The following is a 19607-nucleotide window of genomic DNA, read 5'->3' on the forward strand; positions in this document are numbered from 1 at the left end:
ACTGGCCTACGCGACACGCCGAAACTTGCCATGGAAATGCGCCTTCGGATCGCCTATTTTGCAGGCAGATAATTCGTTGCACCCGATGGGATCCGGACCAAATGCACCAGCCGCTCGTCGCCGTATCGACCGATGTCCGCCAGTTCGACAATTACACCTGGCATGCCGCGCCACAGCAATATCTCGAAGCGGCGCTTTCGGGTGCAGGCGTGTTCCCGCTGCTGGTACCGTCCTTCGGCGACCGGCTCGACTTCGACGAACTGCTTTCCGCCGTCGACGGCGTCATGGTCACCGGCTCCAAATCGAACGTTCATCCCTCGCTCTATGGCGGTGACGCCAGCGAAGCCAATGGTCCTTACGACTCCGCCCGCGACGCGACGACGTTGCCGCTGATCCGCCGGGCGGTGGAGCGCGGGGTGCCATTGCTCGCCATCTGCCGCGGCATCCAGGAGATGAATGTGGCGCTGGGTGGCACGTTGGCCACCGAAATCCAGGAACGCGCCGGTTCGCTCGATCATCGTGCGCCGGCAAGCGACAATCAGGACGAACGCTTCGCCATCCGCCAGAGCGTGGCGATAAAACCCGGCAGCTGCCTGGCCGGGGTCTTCGGCGCCGGCGATATCATGGTCAATTCGGTGCATCGCCAGGCCATCGACCGGCTTGGCCCAAAGCTGCAGGTCGAAGCGGTCGCCGCCGACGGCACTGTCGAGGCGGTTTCGGTGCGCGATGCACGGGCTTTCGCTGTCGGCGTCCAGTGGCATCCCGAATACTGGGTCAAATCGGACAGTATCTCGGTAAAGATATTTCGCGCATTCGGCGATGCGGTGCGCCTGCATCAGGCGGCGAAATCGGGTGTGCGCGCAGCCGCGGAATAGTCCTGCCGCGCTCGCTAGTTGCCGGCTGACGCCAGCGTCAGCAGCGGCAGCGCCGGCGCGTAGGATTCGTAACCATCGCCGTCGGCGACTGAGAACATGACGATCGGATCGGTGCCGTTGGCGCTGAAGGTGACCGTGCCGTCATCCTGCTCTCGCCAGAACTTCGCCTGCTCGACGCCGGGCAACACCCGGCGGCAATTTGCTGCGACCGTCAACAGCGACAGGCCTTGCGAAATCTCGGCGCCGCGGCTGACCGCACAAGACCCCTCGTTGCCATGGGCTACCAGCCTGTAGTTGCCGGATGAAAGCGGTGACTCACTGGCCGCACGGCTTTCACCGCTACCGGCGTAAAACAGCTGGGCGCTGCCGAACAGCACAGCGACTGCCATCAATGCAGGAAGCGTCTTCATCCTGGTTCTCCGCGCATTTCAAGCGCGCCGGTTCGAAGAGATCAGGGAGGCGCGCTTCATCTTGCTGTCATGTCCTGTCAGGCGGACATACACTGCGAGGGGACCAGAATGATTCCGAAGGGTTAAGCTGAAGTTAATAGATATGGCAGCCCGCTTACGGCCTTGCCTTGACATTTGCCGTCTCCGGCACCGGCGTCAGCGCCTTGCGCTGCGAAAACCACGAGACCAGATTGTCGACGCAAAGGTTGGCCATGGCGCGGCGCGTATGCTCGGACGCCGAGCCGACATGCGGCAAAAGCGAGGTGTTGGGCGCGGCAAGCAACGCCGCTGGCACATTCGGCTCGTCGGCAAAGACGTCTAGCCCGGCAGCGGCGATGCTGCCGCTGGCAAGTGCGGCGGCAAGGGCTGGTTCGTCGACCGTGCTGCCCCGGCCGATATTGACGAAGACGCCGTTCGGCCCCAGAGCCGAGAGGATTTCGGCATTGACGGCCTTTTCCGTCGAGGCCCCGCCGGGCGCCACCGAGATCAGTGTGTCGACCGCCTCGGCGAGACCTTTCAGCGTCGGGTGATAGTCATAGGACAGGCCTTCGACGCGGCGCCGGTTGTGATAGGCGATGGGCAGTCCGAAAGCATCGAGCCGCCGGGCAATGGCGAGGCCGATGCGGCCCATGCCGAAGATGCCGACATGGCGACCGCGCAAAGTCAGCCGGCTCAGCGGATAGTTGCCGTTGCGCAGCCAGCTTCCGTCGCGCAGCCAGGCCTCGGCGCGCGGCAGTTCGCGGACGGCATTGATCAACAGGCCGAGCGCCGTATCGGCGACCTCTTCGGTCAGCACATCCGGCGTGTTGGTGACCATGATGCCGCGCCGTGCGGCGTGGCGGATATCGACCGAATCATAGCCGACGCCGAAATTGGCGATAATCTCGAGCTTTGGCAGCGCGTCCATCAACGCGGCGCTTATGCCGCCAAAGGCGGCTATGCCGCGCACCGTATGACGCATCTCGTCGGTGACCAGCGACGGATCGGCGCGTTCGATCCGGACGCGGCTGAACGCCCCGTCGATGCGGCCGACCGCATGGTCGTTGAACTGGCCCGGCACCAGAATGGTAACAGCTTGCTGTTCGGTTTTTGTCATGCACGTTCCACCGGTTTGCCGGTCGACTGGCGCACATGCAGTTCCGGCTTGATCAGTTCCTGCGACGGCCGCACCGTCTGTCCGTTGAGTTTGTCGAGCAGCGCGCTGGCGGCGCGGCGGCCAACCTCGCGCTGGCCGTTCCACACGGTAGTCAGCGCCGGCGTGGCGATCGCCGCTTCCTCGAGGTCGTCATAGCCGGTAACCGAGATGTCGATGCCCGGCACCAGCCCGGCGCGGGCAATGCCATTCATCAGACCGATGGCGACGAGGTCGTTCCAGCAGCAGGCCGCGGTCGGCCTGTCCTTCAGCGCCAGGAACTGCCCGGCAGCCTCGAAGCCGGCCTGCTTCGTGCGCGGGCCGGCAATGCGCCAGGACGGCCTGACCTCAAGCCCTGCCGCCTCCATGGCGTTGACATATCCCTGATAGCGGTCGCGGCCGGTCGACGTCTGGTCGGTACCGCCGATCATGGCGATGCGCTTGTGGCCAAGCGAGATCAGATGGTTGGTGGCAAGCCCGGTGCCATAGGCATCGTCGCCGCGAAACACCGGCACGTCGGCACCTTCGACGGTGCGTGCAATCAGCACTGCCGGGAGACCGTTCTCCTCGGCCAAGATTATGTCTTCGGGCGGCGTGCCGATGGCCGGCGACATGATGACCCCGTCAGCGCCAAGCTGCAGAAGCGTGTCGATGAAAGTGCGTTGTTTCTCGAGCTGGTCGTAGTGGTTCGACAGGATGAAGGTTTGCCGGCTGCGGTCGAGCTCGCTCTCTATCGAACGCAATATCTCGGCAAAGAACGGGTTCATGATGTCGTGGACGACGACGCCGACTATGCCCGAGCGCGAGGTGCGCAGGCTGGCGGCGCGGCGGTTGTAGATATAGCCGATGGCGCGTGCATGTTCCTTGATGCGATCGCGGGTGCCGCCGGCGACCAGCGGGCTGTCGCGCAAGGCCAGCGAGACCGTGGCCGTGGACACGCCGAGCGCATCCGCGATGGTCGAAAGCTTGATCTTCTGTGCCAGCGCCCTGCGCTCCCGAAGCAATTTAAACTGTTTAAAGGCCGGCTCTTATGCCATCGATTCCGAGCAAATCAAAGTTTTTTTGCCAGCGCTTCCGCGTCCGCGCCCAGCGTTGCGCGGTTGCGCAAGCGGAGCCGGTGCTCGCGGTGAACGATGTAGAGGCCGCTGGCGACGATGACTGTGGCACCGACCAGCGTCCAGCGATCGGGAAACTGGTTGAAGACGATCAGGCCGGAGATGATCATCCAGATCATCTGCGAATAGGGATAGGGAGCCAGGGCCGTGGTGGTGGCAAGGCGATAGGCCTGCACAATAAGCCAATGACCGATGGCGCCGAAGACGCCAAGCATCAGCAATATGAACCAGTGCCAGCCATCCTGCGGCAGCGAAGGCGAAAACGGCAGTGTCGGCAGCAGCAGCACGGCCGGCGCCAGCGCCGAAAACAGGATCAGGCTTTCCGAGGTTTCCGTCGCCGACATGCGGCGCGTCATGATGACGTAGAAACTGTTCGATAGCATCGAGCCGAGCGCAAAGAGATGGCCGACGCCAAAAACGCCGACGCCCGGCCGGGTGATGATGAGGACGCCGACAAAGCCGCTCATGATGGCCAGCCAGCGCCGCCAGCCAGCCCATTCGCCGAGCAACGGACCGGCAAGCGCGGTGATCACCATCGGGCCGAAGAAGTAGATCGAGGTGGTTTCCACCAGTTGCAGCGTCCGCAGCGCCAGAATGTTGAACATCGTCGATCCGAACAGGAGCAGACCGCGCGTGATGTGCGCCGGCAGGTTGGCGGGACGAAAGCGCAGCGGCTCGCGCCATCCGCGCAGAAAGACGCCGACGATCAGCACATGGACCGCGAAGCGGGTCCAGGCGACGATCAGCGCCGAGACGCCGGCCAGCACAAGGTACTTGCTGCTGGTGTCGAGGAAGGTGAAAAACACATAGACGGAAAGCATGCACACGATCGCCGCTGGCGATGTCGCGCTTTCGTCATGTCTTGGGGGAGCATTCAATTTCAGGCCGGACGGGAAGCAAGGCGGTCCCTCACCAATGCGGTAATTGTCGCCTGCGGGCAAGCCAAAACAGGCTGGCACAACGACAGCCGCCGACAGGCTCAGTTTGTTTCCCAGTGGCCGACCTAGTGGCCGACGACTCAGGCGTGCATGCGGGCGCCCTTGGTGATCTTGTCGACGAGCTTCTTTTCGGCGCGAAGCGCGATGCCGACCACCTTGGCATCCTCCGGCGCAAATTCGGCAAAGACGGCGCGGTTGGCCAGATCATACCCGGTCGAAAACATTTCCTCGACATAGAGCGAAACCGTCACACCACGCTCCAGCGCCCGCCGCTGGATCGCGCCGAGCGTCTGGCCGTCCGCCGAAAGCACGATGACCGGCTGGATCGACAGCGGGTTGTAGATATTGCCGGCGCGATCACGGTAGGGGTCGCCGATAATGTCGGGAAATTGCGCGACGATGCCGCTGGTCAGAAAGGCGGTGACATTGAGCTTTTGCCAGACGGGAAGATCATCCTTGAGCACGATTGCAAATTTCGTATCGAACATGCGACAGTTTCCAATCCGAAAAGGGGGCCAATCCGAGGCTGCGAGTGAAGCGATGGCGCACGATCTGGACCGGGAAGCCTTTCAGGGTCTTGGACGTTTGTGCGTGGATGCAGCCGAGAACTGCATCGTACCGGCACCCGGTGCTGCCGGGATGGAACGCATCGAGGCCCGGTTCCACGGCAATGCCTTCGATCTCCATCGCCACGACACCTATGCGATCGGGGTGACGCTTTATGGCGTGCAGCGCTTCCGCTATCGCGGCCAAACGCATCAGAGCCTGCCTGGCCAGATCATTATCCTTCATCCCGACGAACTGCACGATGGCGGTGCCGGCACCGAAGACGGCTTGCGATACAGAATGCTCTATTTGGAGCCGTCCCTGATGCTCGATTGTCTCGGCGGCGGATCACTGCCATTCGTCGGGAATGCCGTGGTGACAGACCGCGATCTCCGGGCGACGCTGCTTTCCGCGCTCGGGCCGTTGAATCAGGAACTGGACGAGCTGTTTGTCGTCGATTTCATGACGCAGCTTATGCAAAGCTTGGCCCGGCACGCCGGTCAGCGGACGAAACCGGTAGCGAAAACGGCGTGGCGCGCCGCCAGCCTGGCGCGCGACTATCTGGAGGAAAATGTCGCGCGGATTGTACGTTCAGACGAATTGGAGGCGATAACCGGATTGGACCGTTATGCCCTTTCGCGGCATTTCCGCGCCACCTTCTCCACCAGCCCGCACCGGTTCCTGGTGATGCGCCGGCTTCAGCGGGCCCGTCGGATGATCGAAGCCGACGAGCCGCTGGCGCAAATCGCCATCGCAGCCGGCTTCAGTGATCAAAGCCATTTCAATCGGCATTTCAAGAAGGCGTTCGGCGTCACACCGGGACGTTGGTCGGCACTGACGCGACGGCCGCCAGCGGCGAACGCGTGACCTTATTCAAGGATCTTGTCCTCGATATCCAGTTCGTCATCGGGGAGCACCATTTCGCCGTTCGAAAGGTTCGCCTCGACACGGGCAAGCAGCTTGAACAGCGCTTTCTGATCCTTCTTGTCGAGACCCTTCAATGCCTGCTTTTCGGTCTTCTTCACCGATTTCTCGATGGCGTGGATGATTTCGCGGCCGGTGTCGGTGAGGAAAATATGCGCCTGGCGGGCATCGGCGGACGAGGCCCGCTTCTCCAGAAAGCCCTGCGCCTGCAGCCGGTTGATGGTCTTGGTGATGGTCGGCGGACGCACGCCGAGGCGGCCGGCAAGGTTGCCGGGCGTCTGCCCGTCCTCGCGGTCGAGCGCCAGCATGATCTGGTCCTGACCGGCATAGAAACCATGCGCCAGAAGCCGGGCGGCGAGCGCCGTGCGCGCCAGCCGCGCCGCCGAATGCAGCCGGCTCATTGTTGCAGTCTTGTCCGCCTTGGCCATGCTCATCCCTCCTCGGCCGAACCGGAACGGGCAGCATAGAAGCAGGCCGCCGATTGGCAATGACGATCGAAACATTCCGGCTCGGAAAATAGCTTTGCCGGCAAGCTTCGCGGTGTTCGCCGTGGCTAATGCCAGATGTTTATTTCAGTTAGATGACAAACGACTTTCCGCAATGGCTGGATGGGGACGTGACGAGGTGTTCTCAACCAGGTTTCACCGCGACCACCATCAACGCCTGATAGGCGTCCGCCATTTCCCGCAGCGCTGCCTGCGACAGCGGCCCGGCCTGCCGCGCAATGCCGTCCCGCGCGTTCGATGTATCGCGTTTGCAGGGGCGATCTTTATAGGGCGCGACGGTGGCGAATATCTGCTCGCTGAGGCTGTCGGGGAAGAACATCTGGCCGGTCATCACCGAGCGGTCGTCGGGGAAGATCTTGAAATGGATGTGTGTGGTGCGGCCGCGATACCAGCCGGGATAGATGGTGGCGAAAGAAGCGATGCCGCTTTCATCGGTTCTCTGCCAGCCGCGGAGAAAGCTCTGGCCGGACGTGTCGATATCCTGCCCGTCGCCCTGTCCGGGATATCCGGAATAGGCGCCCTGGGCATCGCAATGCCAGATATCGACGCGTGCGCCGGGAAGCGGGCGGCAGGCGGCGTCGACGATTTGCAGCCGCACATTGAGGGCGATGCCCTTCTTGCCCTCGGTGATGTCGGCGCGTTCGAGCTTCGGGTCGAAATAGAACGGCCCTTCGGTGACCTCGGGCGTGATGGCGCAGACGCCGGCACCGGCCTCGAACAAAGCAAGCCCGGCATAGGGCGAAACCTGCCCGGCCCTTGCACCGGCGGGCAGGAATATGCCGCCAGCGGTAACCGCAACGAGACCGAGCGCCTGCCGACGGCTTAGTGGCAAGGACTTGTCGGACATCTGGCGCCTCTTCAACCCGAACAGCTCCGTAAATGACCCCGCCTATCTAGGGCCCGCTGTCAGGCGGCGCCAATGAAAGTTCGGTAATGTGAGGAAAGTTCGGCAATACCAGCCCCTCTTTGGCCCACCGGTTTGCCTCGTGCAAAAGCCGAGCACACATCCTATATGGAGCCGACAATCCCTATTCGAGGCACAATATGAGCGACGCACAGACGCAGATCCCCGTAACCGTCCTCACCGGCTATCTCGGCGCCGGCAAGACGACACTGCTCAACCGCATCCTTTCGGAAAACCACGGCAAGCGCTACGCCGTCATCGTCAATGAATTCGGCGAGATTGGCATCGACAACGAGCTGATTGTGGAATCCGACGAGGAAATATACGAGATGAACAATGGCTGCGTCTGCTGCACCGTGCGCGGCGACCTGATCCGCGTCGTCGAAGGCCTGATGCGCAGGCCTGGCCGCTTCGACGCCATCGTCGTCGAGACCACAGGCCTCGCCGATCCCGTGCCGGTGGCGCAAACCTTCTTCATGGACGACGACGTGCGTTCCAAGACCAGGCTCGATGCGGTGGTGGCGCTGGTCGACGCCAAGCACTTGCCGCTGCGCCTCAAGGATTCCCGCGAGGCCGAGGACCAGATCGCCTTTGCCGATGTCGTCGTGCTCAACAAGACCGATCTGGTCACCCCCGAAGAGCTGAGCAAGGTGGAGGCGACGATCCGCGCCATCAACCCGGCGGCACGAATCCACCGCACCACACGCGCCAGCGTGGCGCTGTCCGAGGTGCTCGATCGCGGTGCGTTCGACCTGTCCCGGGCGCTGGAGAACGATCCGCACTTCCTCGAGGCGCATGACGATCACGACCATCATGATCATGATCATGACCACCATCACCATGATCGCGACGGCCATGATCACCACGATCATGACGGGCATCATCATGCGCACCCTTCCGACATCCATGACGTGACTGTGCAGTCGGTGTCGCTGCGCGGCGGCGAGATGGACCCGAAAAAGTTCTTCCCGTGGATCGAGAAGGTCACCCAAATGGAAGGCCCGAACATCCTGCGGCTGAAAGGGATCATTGCGCTGAAAGGCGATGACGAGCGCTATGTCATCCAGGGTGTGCACATGATCATCGAGGGCGACCACCAGCGCGCCTGGAAGGACGACGAGAAGCACGAGAGCCGGCTGGTGTTCATCGGCCGCGAACTCGACGCCGAGCGACTGAAGACAAGCTTCGAGGCCTGCCAGGCCGCTTGATTTAGCTGCCCTTTCTTCCTTCTGGGAGAAGTGCAGCCTAAACGCTGGCGGTCTCTCCTCACCACGATCCGAAGCACGGGTTGAGACCCGCAGCTCAACCCCTTAAGGGTGAGGCAGCAGAAATCTCGAACGGAATGATCTCTCATGCCGACAGTCGCCCCGCTCGATCTCGAAGGCCACTGCCTCGCCGCCGTGTTTCTCGGCGACGTGCCGCATTTTGCGCTGGCCGACGGCACAATCCATCGGCTCGACCACGGCCACAAGACGGTGCAGGCCAATGACGGAATGCTCGCCGCCTTCCATGATGCGGCAAACGACCGACTGATCACCGGTGGTGAGGACGGCAGGATCTTTGCCGTGACCCCAGGCGGCAATACAACGGAATTGGCGACCGCAGGCAAAAAATGGATAACCAGCGTCGCCGCCGGGCCGCAAGGCGCTGTTGCCTATGCTTCGGGCAAGATTGCCTATGTGCGCTTTGCCGACGGTAAAACCAGGGAATTCTCGCATCCGCGCTCAGTCGAGGGGCTTGCCTTCTCGCCCAAGGGCATGCGCTTCGGCGTTGCCCGCTACAATGGCGCGACGCTGCACTTCCCGGCTGCCGACGGCAGGCCGGTCGAGCTCGAATGGGCCGGCGCCCACACCGGCATCACCTTCTCGCCGGACGGCGGCTTCCTCGTCACCACCATGCAGGAAAACGCGCTACATGGCTGGAAGCTCGCCGACGGCAAGCACATGCGCATGTCCGGCTACCCCGGCAAGGTCAAAAGCCTGTCGTGGAGCGCCAAGGGCAAATGGCTGGCGAGTTCCGGCGCGCCGGCGGCGATCGTCTGGCCGTTTTCGGGCAAGGACGGGCCGATGGGCAAGGCGCCGCTGGAACTCGGCACGCGCGGCAATGCGATGGTCACCTCCGTCGCCTGTCACCCGAGCCAGGACGTCGTTGCTATCGGCTATGATGACGGGATGGTGATGGCGGTGCGCTTCGCCGACGCCAAGGAAGTGCTGTTGCGCCGGCCCGGCAAGGGCGCCGTCACTTCGATGATGTGGGACAAGGAAGAGCGCCGCGTCGCCTTTGGCAGCGCTGCTGGCGACTGCGGCGTCATCGATATTTCGGCGTAGCCTGTTACTTACTCGGCTCCGCAAGATACTTTGCCGGTCAATTCAGCCTGCTTGCCGTCCTTTTCGGCCTCAGCCGTTCCATCATAGATTGAGAGCAAATAGCGGCCGTCATAGACGCCTTCGTCGCTGGCCTTGGTCAGGATCGCCAGTTCGACGTAGCCGTAGGCGTTTTCGACCTGCCGTTCGTGGTAGACGAGCAGCCGCAATTCCTTGTTGTCGAGCCAATATTGCGTGAGGTTCTGATCCTCGAACACCGTCTTGCGCAGACTGTCGGCAGCCGGCCTGCCCAGAATCTCGAGCTCGCCGCTAAAATTGAAGGTCGGCCCGCCCATGCCTCTGGTGACCCCGGCACCGATCTGAAATTTGACGGCTGCATCCTCGGCGGAACACCAGATGCCGCCGGACGCCAGAGCCGCACCAACCGACGACAGCAACGTTGCTGCGCAGACGATCGCCCGCGCCATCTTATGCCCTCCAGCCGAAGTACCATTGGCGCCCGAAGGCGGCTCGCGGTCAAGCGCCTGATTTCATTCAAATGACCGCTGACCCAACACAGGGCAGCCGCCCGGCCAATTGCGGTAGCGGCCGCCGATTGTCTAATGTGCGACTGAGAGGGCCGCCATGAACGTCATGAACCATGCAAAGACTTCCATCGGCGGCATCGGCCCGGCCCGGATCGCCGAGTTACGCGCGACCGAGGCAGAAGTCTTCTGCCGGGCGCGGCCGAAATCGATGGCGAAAATCGGCAATGGCCTGCCCGGCTTCTTCGGCGGCGTGCCGATGCATTGGATGAACGACTGGCCGACGCCGTTCCCGATCCTTGTCGATAGTGCCAGGGGCGCCATCATCAGAGATATCGACGGCAACCGGCTCGACGATTTCTGCCTTGGCGACACCGGCTCGATGTTCGGTCATTCGCCGCCGCCGGTCGCACGCGCCATCCGCAGGCAGGCCGGACGCGGCCTGACCTACATGCTGCCTGCCGAGAACGCCCTCGCCATCGGGCCGCTGCTGCAGCAGCGTTTCGGCTTGCCATTCTGGCAGATCGCGACGACGGCGACCGATGCCAACCGCTTCGCGCTGCGGGTTGCCCGCGCCGTTACCGGCCGGGAGAAGATACTGGTCTTCAACGGCTGCTATCATGGCTCGGTCGACGAGACGATGGTGCGGCTGGTCGCCGGGAAAGCGGTGAATCGACCGGGACTGGCCGGCGAGTTCCGCGACCTGACGCGGGCGACTGATGTCGTCGAGTTCAACGATCTGCCGGCGCTCGACGCGGCACTCCGGGGCAACGATGTCGCCTGCGTCATCGCCGAGCCGGTGCTGACCAATTCCTGCATGGTGCTGCCCGAAGCCGGCTTTCATGATGGCTTGCGGCGTCTCACCCGTGCGACCGGCACGCTGCTTCTAATCGACGAGACGCATACAATCTCGACCGGTCCCGGCGGCTATACAAGCAAATACGGGCTGGAGCCGGACCTGTTCGTGCTAGGCAAGCCGATTGCCGGCGGCGTACCGGCGAGCGTCTGGGGCATGAGCGAAGACGTTGCGGCCCGCTATGCCGCTTATATCAGCCGGAAAGAGCCCGGCTACTCCGGCATGGGGACAACGCTGTCGGCCAATCCGCTGCAATTCGCAGCGATGCGCGCCACGCTCGAATATGTCATGACCGACGAGAACTACAGCCATATGGACAATCTGGCGCGGCGGCTCGACGCCGGGCTGACCGCCGTAATCGATCGCTATCGTCTGCCCTGGCATGTTGCTCGCGTCGGTGTCCGTGTCGAGTTCATCTGCGCGCCGGGCCCGCTGAGGAACGGCGGCGAAGCGGAGGCTGCGCACGTGCCGGAGCTCGAGGCGGCAATCCATGTCGCGCTGGTCAATCGCGGCGTGCTGATCGCACCCTTCCACAACATGATGCTGATCTCTCCTGCGACCAGCGCCGCCCAGGTGAACCGGCTGATCACTGCCTTCGGCGCGGTTGCGGCAAAGCTTACGGCGTGAGACAAGCTTGCGGCATGAAACAAGCGCCCAAGCAAAGTTTGAACCTGGTCACGGCATCCCCTTCGGGCTCGACGCCCGCCGAGGCGCTGGCCTTTCTCGACGCTCATCCCGAGATCGAAGCGTTCGACATCGTGCTGACCGACGCCAATGGCGTCGGGCGCGGCAAGATCGTGCGCCGGCATGAGTTGATGAGCATCTTCGAGGGGGGCCGGCACATGCCGATCTCGATCCTCGGCCTCGACATCACCGGCGAGGATGTTCACGAGACCGGGCTGATCTGGACGACGGGCGACGGCGACCTGCGGGCGTGGCCGATCCCCGGCACACTGGTGCCGCTGTTCGGCACCCAGCCGCCGCGCGGTCAGGTGCTGATGGCGATGTACCATCTCGATGGCCAGCCGATGTCGTCCGACCCGCGGCTGGCACTCGCCCGCCAGGTAGACATCCTCGCGGCCCAGGGCCTGCATCCGGCCGGCGCCTTCGAGCTCGAATTCTTCCTGCTCGCCAACGAGCGCGACGCCGAAGGCAAGGTGCAGCCGGCGCACGCGGTGCTTGACGGACGCCGCTCGGCCAAGACTGAGGTCTATTCCGTCGACCATCTGCACGGCATGGAGCCGCTGTTTTCCGACATCTACGCCGCAGCCAAGGTGCAAGGCATCCCGGCCGAGACGGTCATCTCGGAATATGCGCCCGGCCAGTACGAGCTGACGCTCAACTACCGCAAGGATGTGATGCGGGCGGCCGACGATCTCGTGATGCTCAAGCGACTGGTGCGGGCGCAGGCGCGCCGTCATGGTGTCACCGCTTGCTTCATGGCCAAGCCGATCGAGAAATATGCCGGCTCGGGCATGCACTTTCATGTCTCGCTGCTGGACGATGCCGGCAAGAATGTCTTTGCCGAAACCGGCGGCGAAAGCTGGTCGCTGCCGCTGCTGCGCGGCCTCGGCGGACTGATCCAGACGATGGCGGAATCGATGCTGGTCTTCGCGCCGCATGCCAATTCATGGCGGCGCTTCGTCTCGCAATCCTATGCGCCGGTGGCGCCGACCTGGGGCGTCAACAACCGTTCGGTGGCACTGCGTGTGCCGGCCGGCGATGCCAAGAACCGCCGCATCGAGCACCGGCCATCGGGCGTCGACGCGAATCCTTACCTAGTGGCAGCAACGGTGCTGGCCGGTGTCGTCAAAGGCCTCGACGAAGGCCTCGATCCCGGTCCCGAAACCACCGGCAATGGCTACGAATCGGCCGTCACGCGCACGACGATGCCGGTCGACTGGCGTGCCGCGATCGAGGCGGCAAGGGCGTCGACCTTCCTCAAGGGCGCATTGGGCGAAGACCTGCACCGGACGTTCGTGGCGATCAAGCAGTCGGAATATCTGCGCGTGGCGCGCACGGTCAGCGAACTGGATTATCACCTCTATCTGCACGAGGTGTAGGGCATCACATCGTCGGCCATCCGCCGGTGAAGGCCCATGCGGAATAATTTCAACGGAACCTTCGGCGGGCTTTGCTCATTGCGTGTCTGATTGCAGGAGCGAGCAAGGCCGCCTTAGTCATGATCGCCAGGATGCAGACAACCCCGACGCCGCACCATGCCAAAGTGCAGGCAAGACGCTTGCCTGCAAGCAAGTCTCCGGAAACGACAGAAATCGACGCCAGGACGATTCCTGAACTGCGCGAAACGGCCAAGATCTGCCGCCGCTGTCCGCTATGGCACGACGCCACGCAGACCGTGTTCGGTGAGGGCCCTGATAAAGCTAAGGTGATCTTCGTCGGCGAACAGCCGGGCGACCAGGAGGACCTGGCGGGCAAGCCCTTCGTCGGTCCGGCGGGCAAGGTGTTCGACGCGATCCTGGACGATGCCGGCGTCGATCGGCTGAAAGTCTACGTCACCAACGCGGTCAAGCATTTCAAGTTCGAGCCGCGAGGCAAGCGGCGCATCCACTCCAAGCCGAACGCCGGCGAGGTGCAGGCTTGCCGCTGGTGGCTCGACAAGGAAATCGATCTGATCAAGCCCAATCTGGCGGTGGCGCTCGGCGCAACGGCGGCGCAGGCGCTGCTTGGCAAGGTGGTGCCGATCATGAAGATGCGTGGGGCCGTCGTGGAGCGCGACGATGGCTTGCGTGTCTTCGTCACCATCCACCCGTCCTTCATCCTGCGCATTCGCGAGCCGGCGGACAAGCAGGCAGAACGCGACCGGTTCCTGCAGGATATGAGAGCGGTGAAAAAGCTGATGGCCGCCTGAGCTATTTGATCAATATCGCCCGGAGATCGTTGACGTTTGTGCCGGTCGGACCGGGTGCGAAAAGGTCATCTACGGCATTGAATGCCGTCCAGGCGTTGTTGCCGGCAAGCATGGCCTTGGCATCGATGCCCGCCTTATGCATCCGCGACACTGTCGAGCCGTCGGCGAAGGCGCCGGCATTGTCTTCCGAACCGTCTATGCCGTCGGTGTCGGCGGCCAGTGCGTGGACGCCCGCCATGCCGCTGATCCCAATGGCGAAGGCGAGCAGGAATTCCGAGTTGCGGCCGCCTTTGCCTTTCGCGCGCAAGGTCACGGTCGTCTCGCCGCCCGACAGGATCAGCACCGGTTTTGCGAATGGCCGGTTGCGCGTCGCCACTTCGCGCGCGATTGCAGCGTGGACGCCGCCGACCTCACGCGCCTCGCCCTCGATGGAATCGGAGAGAATGACCGCTTCGATACCTTGGTACCTGGCTTCGGCCGCAGCCGCTTCCAGCGATACGCCGGCCGAGGCGATCAGATGTACCTCGTTGCGCGAAAAACGCGGATCATCGACAAGCGGTGCATCGGCGGCCGGCGAATTGATGTGCGCCATCACTGAAGCCGGTAGTTTCATGTCATAGGCGGCGATCGACGCTAATGCATCTTCGCGGCTGCCGGAATCGGGAACGGTCGGGCCGGAAGCGACCAGCGCCGGGTTATCGCCCGGAATGTCGGAGACCACCAGCGACACCACCTTGGCTGGATAGGCAGCGGCCGCCAGCCTGCCGCCCTTGATCGTGGAAACATGTTTGCGGATGGTGTTCATCGCGGCGATCGGCGCGCCGGAGGCGAGCAGCGCCTCGTTGACAGCGATCTCATCGGCCAGCGTCAGACCTTCGGCAGGTGACGGCAGCAGCGCCGAGCCGCCGCCCGAAACGAGCGCCACGACGAGGTCGTCCGCAGTCAGTCCCTGGACCTTTTCGAGCAGCCGTCGCGAGGCCTCCAGCCCCGCGGCATCCGGCACCGGATGCGCCGCCTCGATGATCTCGATGCGCCGGCAGGCCGCGCCATAGCCGTAGCGGGTGGCGACCAAACCTTCGATCGGCCGGTCCCACACTTTCTCGAAAGCCGCCGCCATCTGCGCCGAGCCTTTTCCTGCACCGATGACGATCGTCCGTCCCTTCGGCCTTGCGGGCAAATGATCCTTGATCGTCCTCTGGGGATCGGCGGCGGCAACGGCGGCGTTGAAGATCGAAATGAGAAAGGACTTGGGATCGAGCGCGGTCATACTGAGCTACCACGGACGCTGTGCGAGCTTCTGCGGCGTTTGCGCTGCCCCTCACCCTTACCCTCTCCCCGTATAGAGACGGGGAGAGGGGATCGCCAGCGTTGGAGCGTTTCCCTTCTCCCCGTCAATACGCGGGGAGAAGGTGCCGGCAGGCGGATGAGGGGCAGCGCCAACGTCACGATGTTGCTTCTGGCGGCAGGAGCAACTCCTGGTTATCGACGCCCAAGTAGCTACACAGCGTATCGACGACCACTCCGTGGTCCTCGCGCTCCGGTAGACCGGAGACGGCGATCACGCCGATGACGCCAGCGCCCTTGACAGTGATGGGAAAGCCGCCACCGGCCAGCACATAGTCGGCAATGTCCAGCCCCTCGCCGGGCTTGAAGCTGCGGTCGGGGCGCTGCTGCTCCAGCACAATGCGGTAGGTGCTTTTCAGGAACCGCCGCACGACGTTGATCTTGCGCCGCGCCCAGTCCGGATTGGAGGCGTTCGAGCCGGGCATTGCCGCATAGAACAGCGGCCGGTCGAAAGTTCTGATATCAACGATGATTGGCAGGTTTTCCTTGAGGGCCCGGTCGCGGATCGCCGAGCCGATCTCGAAAGCGACGGCTTCGTCGAAGGCCGAAAAGACAAGCGTGGCTTCCTGTTTCTTGATCAGAGCGATGTCGTCCGCAACGGCCATGTCGTTCCCCTGTCGATCTCGCCTGTTGCTTTGGCGGATGGCTGCCGCCCGGTCAAGCCGGCCGCATACGACGGCTAAACCGCTATATCCGCCTTGGCCGCCCGGCCGGCGACATAGACCTCGCGCACGGCGCGGTCGTCGCCGAGTGTCTGCAGCAGAAATAATTCCTCGGCGAGCGTGTCCGCCGTCTCCACCCGCAGCCGCATCGCCGGCGTGGCGCGGGCGTCGAGCACGATGATATCGGCGTCGCTGCCTTCCTCCAGGGTGCCGATCTTTTCCGCAAGCGACAGCGCCTCGGCATTGCCGCGGGTCAGCTGCCAGAAGGACTGGAACGGATTGAGCTTCTCGCCGTTCAGCGCGATCACCTTGTAGCCCTCGTCCATGGTGCGCAGCATCGAATAGTTGGTGCCACCGCCGACATCGGTGGCTGCGGCGATGCGAAGCGGCTTCTCGCGGCGGCTATAGCGCTGATAATCGAACAGGCCCGAGCCGAGAAACAGGTTGGAGGTTGGGCAGAACACCGCCACCGAGCCGCTATCCGAAAGCGCATCCGCCTCGCGTTCCGACAGGTGGATGCAATGGCCGAACAGGCTTCTGCGCCCGAGCAGCCCATAGTGTTCGTAGATGTCGGTGTAGTCCCGCGTCTGCGGGTATAATTGCTGCGTGAAGGCGATCTCGGCGTGGTTTTCCGACAGATGTGTCTGCATGTGCAGATCAGGATATTCGCGGCAGAGCGCGCCCGCCATCTCCAATTGCTCGGGCGACGAGGTGATGGCGAAGCGCGGCGTGATGGCATAGTGCTGGCGCCCCTTGCCGTGCCACTCATCGATCAACGCCTTGCTGTCGTCATAGCCCGATTGCGGCGTGTCGAGCACGCCGTCCGGCGCGTTGCGGTCCATCATCACCTTGCCGGCGATGTTGAGCATGTTGCGGTCGTGCGACTCGGCAAAGAACGCTTCGGCAGATTCCTTGTGTACCGAGCAATAGGCCGCCACTGTCGTGGTGCCGTGGCGCAACACTTCATCCAGGAACAGCCTGGCGATACGGCGGCCATGCTGGGCGTTCTGGAATTTGGTCTCTTCCGGAAAAGTGTAGGTGTTCAGCCAGTCGAGCAGTTCGGCGCCGAAGGAAGCGATGACCTGCATCTGCGGAAAATGTGCATGCGCATCGATGAACCCGGGCAGCAGCAGATGTGGCCTGTGGTCGATTTTTTTTGTTCCCTCGCCCGCCTTTTTCTCGACCTCGGTATAGGCGCCAGCGGCAACGATCCTTCCGTCGCGCATCAGCAGGCCGCCATCTTGCTCGTAGCGCCAGGCGGAATGGTCGTCGATAGTTTCTGGCCAGCGCAAAAACGACAGCGTGCGGCCGCGCAGGAGCGTGCTGGTCATGCTATTTCCCCGCGCCTTCGAACCAGGCTACCAGCAGTGCCCGTTCCTTGTCGGTGATCTGGGTGACGTTGGCGGGCGGCATGGCGTGGCTGCGTCCGGCCTGCAGGTAGATCTCGCCGGCGTGCTCGGCGATGCCGGCATCGGTGTCGAGCATCACGCCCTTCGGTGCGTGGTAAATGCCCGCGTAGGACGGCTCCGCCGCATGGCACATCGAACAGCGGCCAAGCACCGTATCGCGCACGGCAGGGAAATGCGCCGAGGCAACGTAGACCTGTGCCGCCGAGGACGTTTTGACCTCGCCGGTCAGCAGCTTCGGTGCCGTCGACAGCCAGATGATGACGACGAACAGGACGGCGGCCGCCAGCCAGGTCCAGGTAGGATTGCCTTTGCGCGCATGCCTGGTGTTGAAATAGTGCCGGATCAGCACGCCGATGATGAACACCAGCGAGGCGATGACCCAGTTGAACTCTGTCCCGAACGCCAGCGGATAATGGTTCGACAGCATCAGGAACAAAACCGGCAGCGTCAGGTAATTGTTGTGCAGCGAGCGCTGCTTGGCGATCTTGCCGTATTTCGGATCAGGCTTACGGCCGGCGATCAGGTCGACGACGACGATCTTCTGGTTGGGGATGATGACCATGAAAACGTTGGCCGACATGATAGTCGCGGTAATGGCGCCGAGATGCAGGAAGGCGGCGCGGCCGGTGAACAGGTGGGTCAGTCCCCAGGCCATGAATACCAGCACCCCATACAGCACCAGCATCAGGCCGGTGTCGCTGTTGCCGAGCGGCGAACGGCACAAGAGATCGTAGACCACCCAGCCGACGCCGATGGTCGCCAGCGACAGCAAGATGCCTGTAGGCACCGACATGGCAAGGACATTCGGATCGATCAGGAACAGGTCCGCCCCGGCATAGTAGACGACGCACAGCATGGCGAAGCCCGACAGCCAGGTGGCGTAGGATTCCCACTTGAACCAGGTCAGATGCTCGGGCATCTCAGCCGGCGCCACCAGATATTTCTGCACATGGTAAAAGCCGCCGCCATGCACCTGCCATTCCTCGCCGAAGGCTCCGGCAGGCATGCCCGGACGCTGGCGCAGCCCGAGATCGAGCGCGACGAAATAAAAGGACGATCCAATCCAGGCGATACCGGTGACGACGTGCAGCCAGCGCACGGCGAAACTCAGCCAATCCCAAAAAATCGCGAAATCCATCATGAAAAAATCGTCCCTGCCGATCCACTGACTTTACGGACTGGAGCGCAAACGGAAAGGGCCGAGCTGCACGATGACTTTCAAAAAAAATTGGAAAATACTAGGCTGATCATACGCAGCCACATGAGAGCCACGGAAGCCGCATGGCCTATCTCGACAACATCGCCGTTTTCGTCCGCGTCGTCGAGCTCGGCAATTTGTCGGCGGCTGGGCGCGACATGCGCATTTCGCCCGCGGTCGCCTCTAACCGGATCAAGGAGCTCGAGAAGCACCTGGGCGTCAGGCTGTTCAACCGCACGACGCGACAATTGATGCCGACCGAGCACGGCACGGTGTTCTACTCTGGCGCCAAGCAGGTGCTGGAGGCGGTCACCGAGGCGGAAGCGGCGGTCAGCGCGCTATCCGGCCAGCCGCGCGGCACCATAAAGGTGACAGCGCCGCTCGGCCTCGGGCGGCGGCTGGTAGCATCCGGAATCCCGGATTTCCACGACAGGTACCCAGATATCGAGGTGCGGCTCCGGCTTTCCGATCACAATGTCGATATCATGAAGGAAGGCATCGACGTTGCGTTCCGGCTGGGCATCATCGAGGATTCCAGCCTCAGGATGCGCGGCATCATGGACTGCGAACGCGTGCTGGTAGCGGCTCCGCAATATCTGGACGTGCGCGGCGAGCCGACCGAGCCGCAGGAGTTGATCGGCAAGAAACACGATTGCCTGATGCTGCGCTATTCCGGCGCGCGCGAATATGTCTGGACGCTGCAGACGCCGAATGGGCCGCAAAAGTTCGAGGTGCACGGCCCCTACGATACTGATGATGGCGACGTGCTGACCGGCTGGGCGCTGTCCGGCCGCGGTATCATCAACAAGCCGCGCTTCGAGGTCGAGCCGTTTATCCGCGACCAGCGGCTGAAGGTGATCCTGAGCAATACGCCGCCGACGCCGGTGCAGTTCGCCGCCGTCTACCCGCACAAGAAGCTGCAGGATCCGAAGGTGCGGCTGCTGCTCGATTTCATGGCCGAGCGCTGCCAGCGGCTGATCAGGGATATTCTGGCCGGCAAATGATCGCTGGCTGGCCGGTTGCTTTCCG

Annotated in this window: 20 protein-coding genes; 8 read left to right on the top strand and 12 right to left on the bottom strand. The window is 63.0% G+C overall.

Going from position 1 to position 19607, the window contains the following annotated elements:
* Positions 1-101 precede the first annotated feature (101 nt).
* Positions 102-875 carry a gamma-glutamyl-gamma-aminobutyrate hydrolase family protein gene (locus tag NKH99_RS01625; RefSeq protein WP_352540375.1) on the top strand — a complete coding sequence of 258 codons (774 nt, stop codon included), beginning with the start codon at positions 102-104 and terminating at the stop codon, positions 873-875.
* 14 nt (positions 876-889) lie between these two features.
* Here NKH99_RS01625 and NKH99_RS01630 read toward each other — a convergent pair whose 3' ends face one another.
* The 5 genes from NKH99_RS01630 to NKH99_RS01650 form a co-directional block, all read right to left on the bottom strand.
* Positions 890-1285, bottom strand: a complete 396-nt coding sequence (locus NKH99_RS01630; protein ID WP_352469876.1) for a hypothetical protein — start codon at positions 1283-1285, stop codon at positions 890-892.
* 154 nt (positions 1286-1439) lie between these two features.
* On the bottom strand, positions 1440-2420 hold the full coding sequence (locus tag NKH99_RS01635) for a 2-hydroxyacid dehydrogenase (RefSeq protein ID WP_352818653.1): 981 nt from the start codon (positions 2418-2420) through the stop codon (positions 1440-1442).
* Entirely contained in the window at positions 2417-3439 is a 1023-nt protein-coding gene (locus NKH99_RS01640; protein WP_352470174.1) for a LacI family DNA-binding transcriptional regulator, read from the bottom strand. The genes NKH99_RS01635 and NKH99_RS01640 overlap by 4 nt, the downstream gene beginning before the upstream one ends.
* A gap of 68 nt (positions 3440-3507) precedes the next feature.
* Positions 3508-4392 (bottom strand): DMT family transporter, encoded by an 885-nt coding sequence (locus NKH99_RS01645; protein WP_352818656.1) that lies wholly within the window; start codon positions 4390-4392, stop codon positions 3508-3510.
* A 197-nt stretch (positions 4393-4589) separates the two neighbouring features.
* Positions 4590-4997, bottom strand: a complete 408-nt coding sequence (locus NKH99_RS01650) for a DUF2000 family protein (protein ID WP_254816031.1) — start codon at positions 4995-4997, stop codon at positions 4590-4592.
* Between the two features lie 52 nt (positions 4998-5049).
* Between NKH99_RS01650 and NKH99_RS01655 the strand changes: the two genes are divergently transcribed.
* Positions 5050-5922: an AraC family transcriptional regulator gene (locus tag NKH99_RS01655; RefSeq protein ID WP_352995529.1), complete on the top strand. Its 873-nt coding sequence runs from the start codon at positions 5050-5052 to the stop codon at positions 5920-5922.
* A 2-nt stretch (positions 5923-5924) separates the two neighbouring features.
* Here NKH99_RS01655 and NKH99_RS01660 read toward each other — a convergent pair whose 3' ends face one another.
* Positions 5925-6407 (bottom strand): MarR family winged helix-turn-helix transcriptional regulator, encoded by a 483-nt coding sequence (locus NKH99_RS01660; protein ID WP_352454736.1) that lies wholly within the window; start codon positions 6405-6407, stop codon positions 5925-5927.
* 202 nt (positions 6408-6609) lie between these two features.
* Positions 6610-7332 carry an intradiol ring-cleavage dioxygenase gene (locus tag NKH99_RS01665; protein WP_353012212.1) on the bottom strand — a complete coding sequence of 241 codons (723 nt, stop codon included), beginning with the start codon at positions 7330-7332 and terminating at the stop codon, positions 6610-6612.
* 197 nt (positions 7333-7529) lie between these two features.
* Here NKH99_RS01665 and NKH99_RS01670 point away from each other — a divergent pair, with 197 nt between their 5' ends.
* Together NKH99_RS01670 and NKH99_RS01675 are read left to right on the top strand one after the other, a co-directional pair.
* Positions 7530-8597, top strand: a complete 1068-nt coding sequence (locus tag NKH99_RS01670) for a CobW family GTP-binding protein (RefSeq protein WP_352767327.1) — start codon at positions 7530-7532, stop codon at positions 8595-8597.
* 144 nt (positions 8598-8741) lie between these two features.
* A complete protein-coding gene (locus NKH99_RS01675) occupies positions 8742-9716 on the top strand; it encodes a WD40 repeat domain-containing protein (RefSeq protein WP_352818672.1) in 975 nt (324 codons plus the stop codon).
* Positions 9717-9724: 8 nt separating this feature from the next.
* On the opposite strand, the gene NKH99_RS01680 is transcribed toward NKH99_RS01675, so the two are convergent.
* Entirely contained in the window at positions 9725-10180 is a 456-nt protein-coding gene (locus NKH99_RS01680) for a hypothetical protein (RefSeq protein ID WP_353012217.1), read from the bottom strand.
* A 157-nt stretch (positions 10181-10337) separates the two neighbouring features.
* Between NKH99_RS01680 and NKH99_RS01685 the strand changes: the two genes are divergently transcribed.
* The 3 genes from NKH99_RS01685 to NKH99_RS01695 all read left to right on the top strand — a co-directional run bounded on the left by NKH99_RS01685 (position 10338) and on the right by NKH99_RS01695 (position 13965).
* Positions 10338-11720, top strand: a complete 1383-nt coding sequence (locus tag NKH99_RS01685) for an aspartate aminotransferase family protein (protein ID WP_353012220.1) — start codon at positions 10338-10340, stop codon at positions 11718-11720.
* A gap of 14 nt (positions 11721-11734) precedes the next feature.
* A complete protein-coding gene (locus NKH99_RS01690; protein ID WP_353012223.1) occupies positions 11735-13156 on the top strand; it encodes a glutamine synthetase family protein in 1422 nt (473 codons plus the stop codon).
* An 86-nt stretch (positions 13157-13242) separates the two neighbouring features.
* Positions 13243-13965 (top strand): UdgX family uracil-DNA binding protein, encoded by a 723-nt coding sequence (locus NKH99_RS01695; protein ID WP_280952098.1) that lies wholly within the window; start codon positions 13243-13245, stop codon positions 13963-13965.
* Position 13966: 1 nt separating this feature from the next.
* Here NKH99_RS01695 and NKH99_RS01700 read toward each other — a convergent pair whose 3' ends face one another.
* The 4 genes from NKH99_RS01700 to NKH99_RS01715 all read right to left on the bottom strand — a co-directional run bounded on the left by NKH99_RS01700 (position 13967) and on the right by NKH99_RS01715 (position 18521).
* A complete protein-coding gene (locus NKH99_RS01700) occupies positions 13967-15232 on the bottom strand; it encodes a glycerate kinase type-2 family protein (protein WP_353012226.1) in 1266 nt (421 codons plus the stop codon).
* A gap of 175 nt (positions 15233-15407) precedes the next feature.
* Positions 15408-15914, bottom strand: a complete 507-nt coding sequence (locus NKH99_RS01705) for a heme-degrading domain-containing protein (RefSeq protein WP_353012229.1) — start codon at positions 15912-15914, stop codon at positions 15408-15410.
* A 74-nt stretch (positions 15915-15988) separates the two neighbouring features.
* Positions 15989-17302: a guanine deaminase gene (gene guaD / locus NKH99_RS01710; protein ID WP_353012232.1), complete on the bottom strand. Its 1314-nt coding sequence runs from the start codon at positions 17300-17302 to the stop codon at positions 15989-15991.
* A 1-nt stretch (position 17303) separates the two neighbouring features.
* The gene (locus tag NKH99_RS01715) at positions 17304-18521 is read right to left on the bottom strand and encodes a urate hydroxylase PuuD (protein ID WP_352768985.1); all 1218 of its coding nucleotides are present in this window, start codon (positions 18519-18521) and stop codon (positions 17304-17306) included.
* Positions 18522-18661: 140 nt separating this feature from the next.
* On the opposite strand from NKH99_RS01715, the gene NKH99_RS01720 reads away from it, so the two are divergent.
* Positions 18662-19582, top strand: a complete 921-nt coding sequence (locus NKH99_RS01720) for a LysR family transcriptional regulator (protein ID WP_352452229.1) — start codon at positions 18662-18664, stop codon at positions 19580-19582.
* The last annotated feature ends 25 nt before the right edge of the window (positions 19583-19607 follow it).

The organism is Mesorhizobium sp. M0854 (assembly GCF_040319815.1).
Taxonomy (GTDB): domain Bacteria; phylum Pseudomonadota; class Alphaproteobacteria; order Rhizobiales; family Rhizobiaceae; genus Mesorhizobium.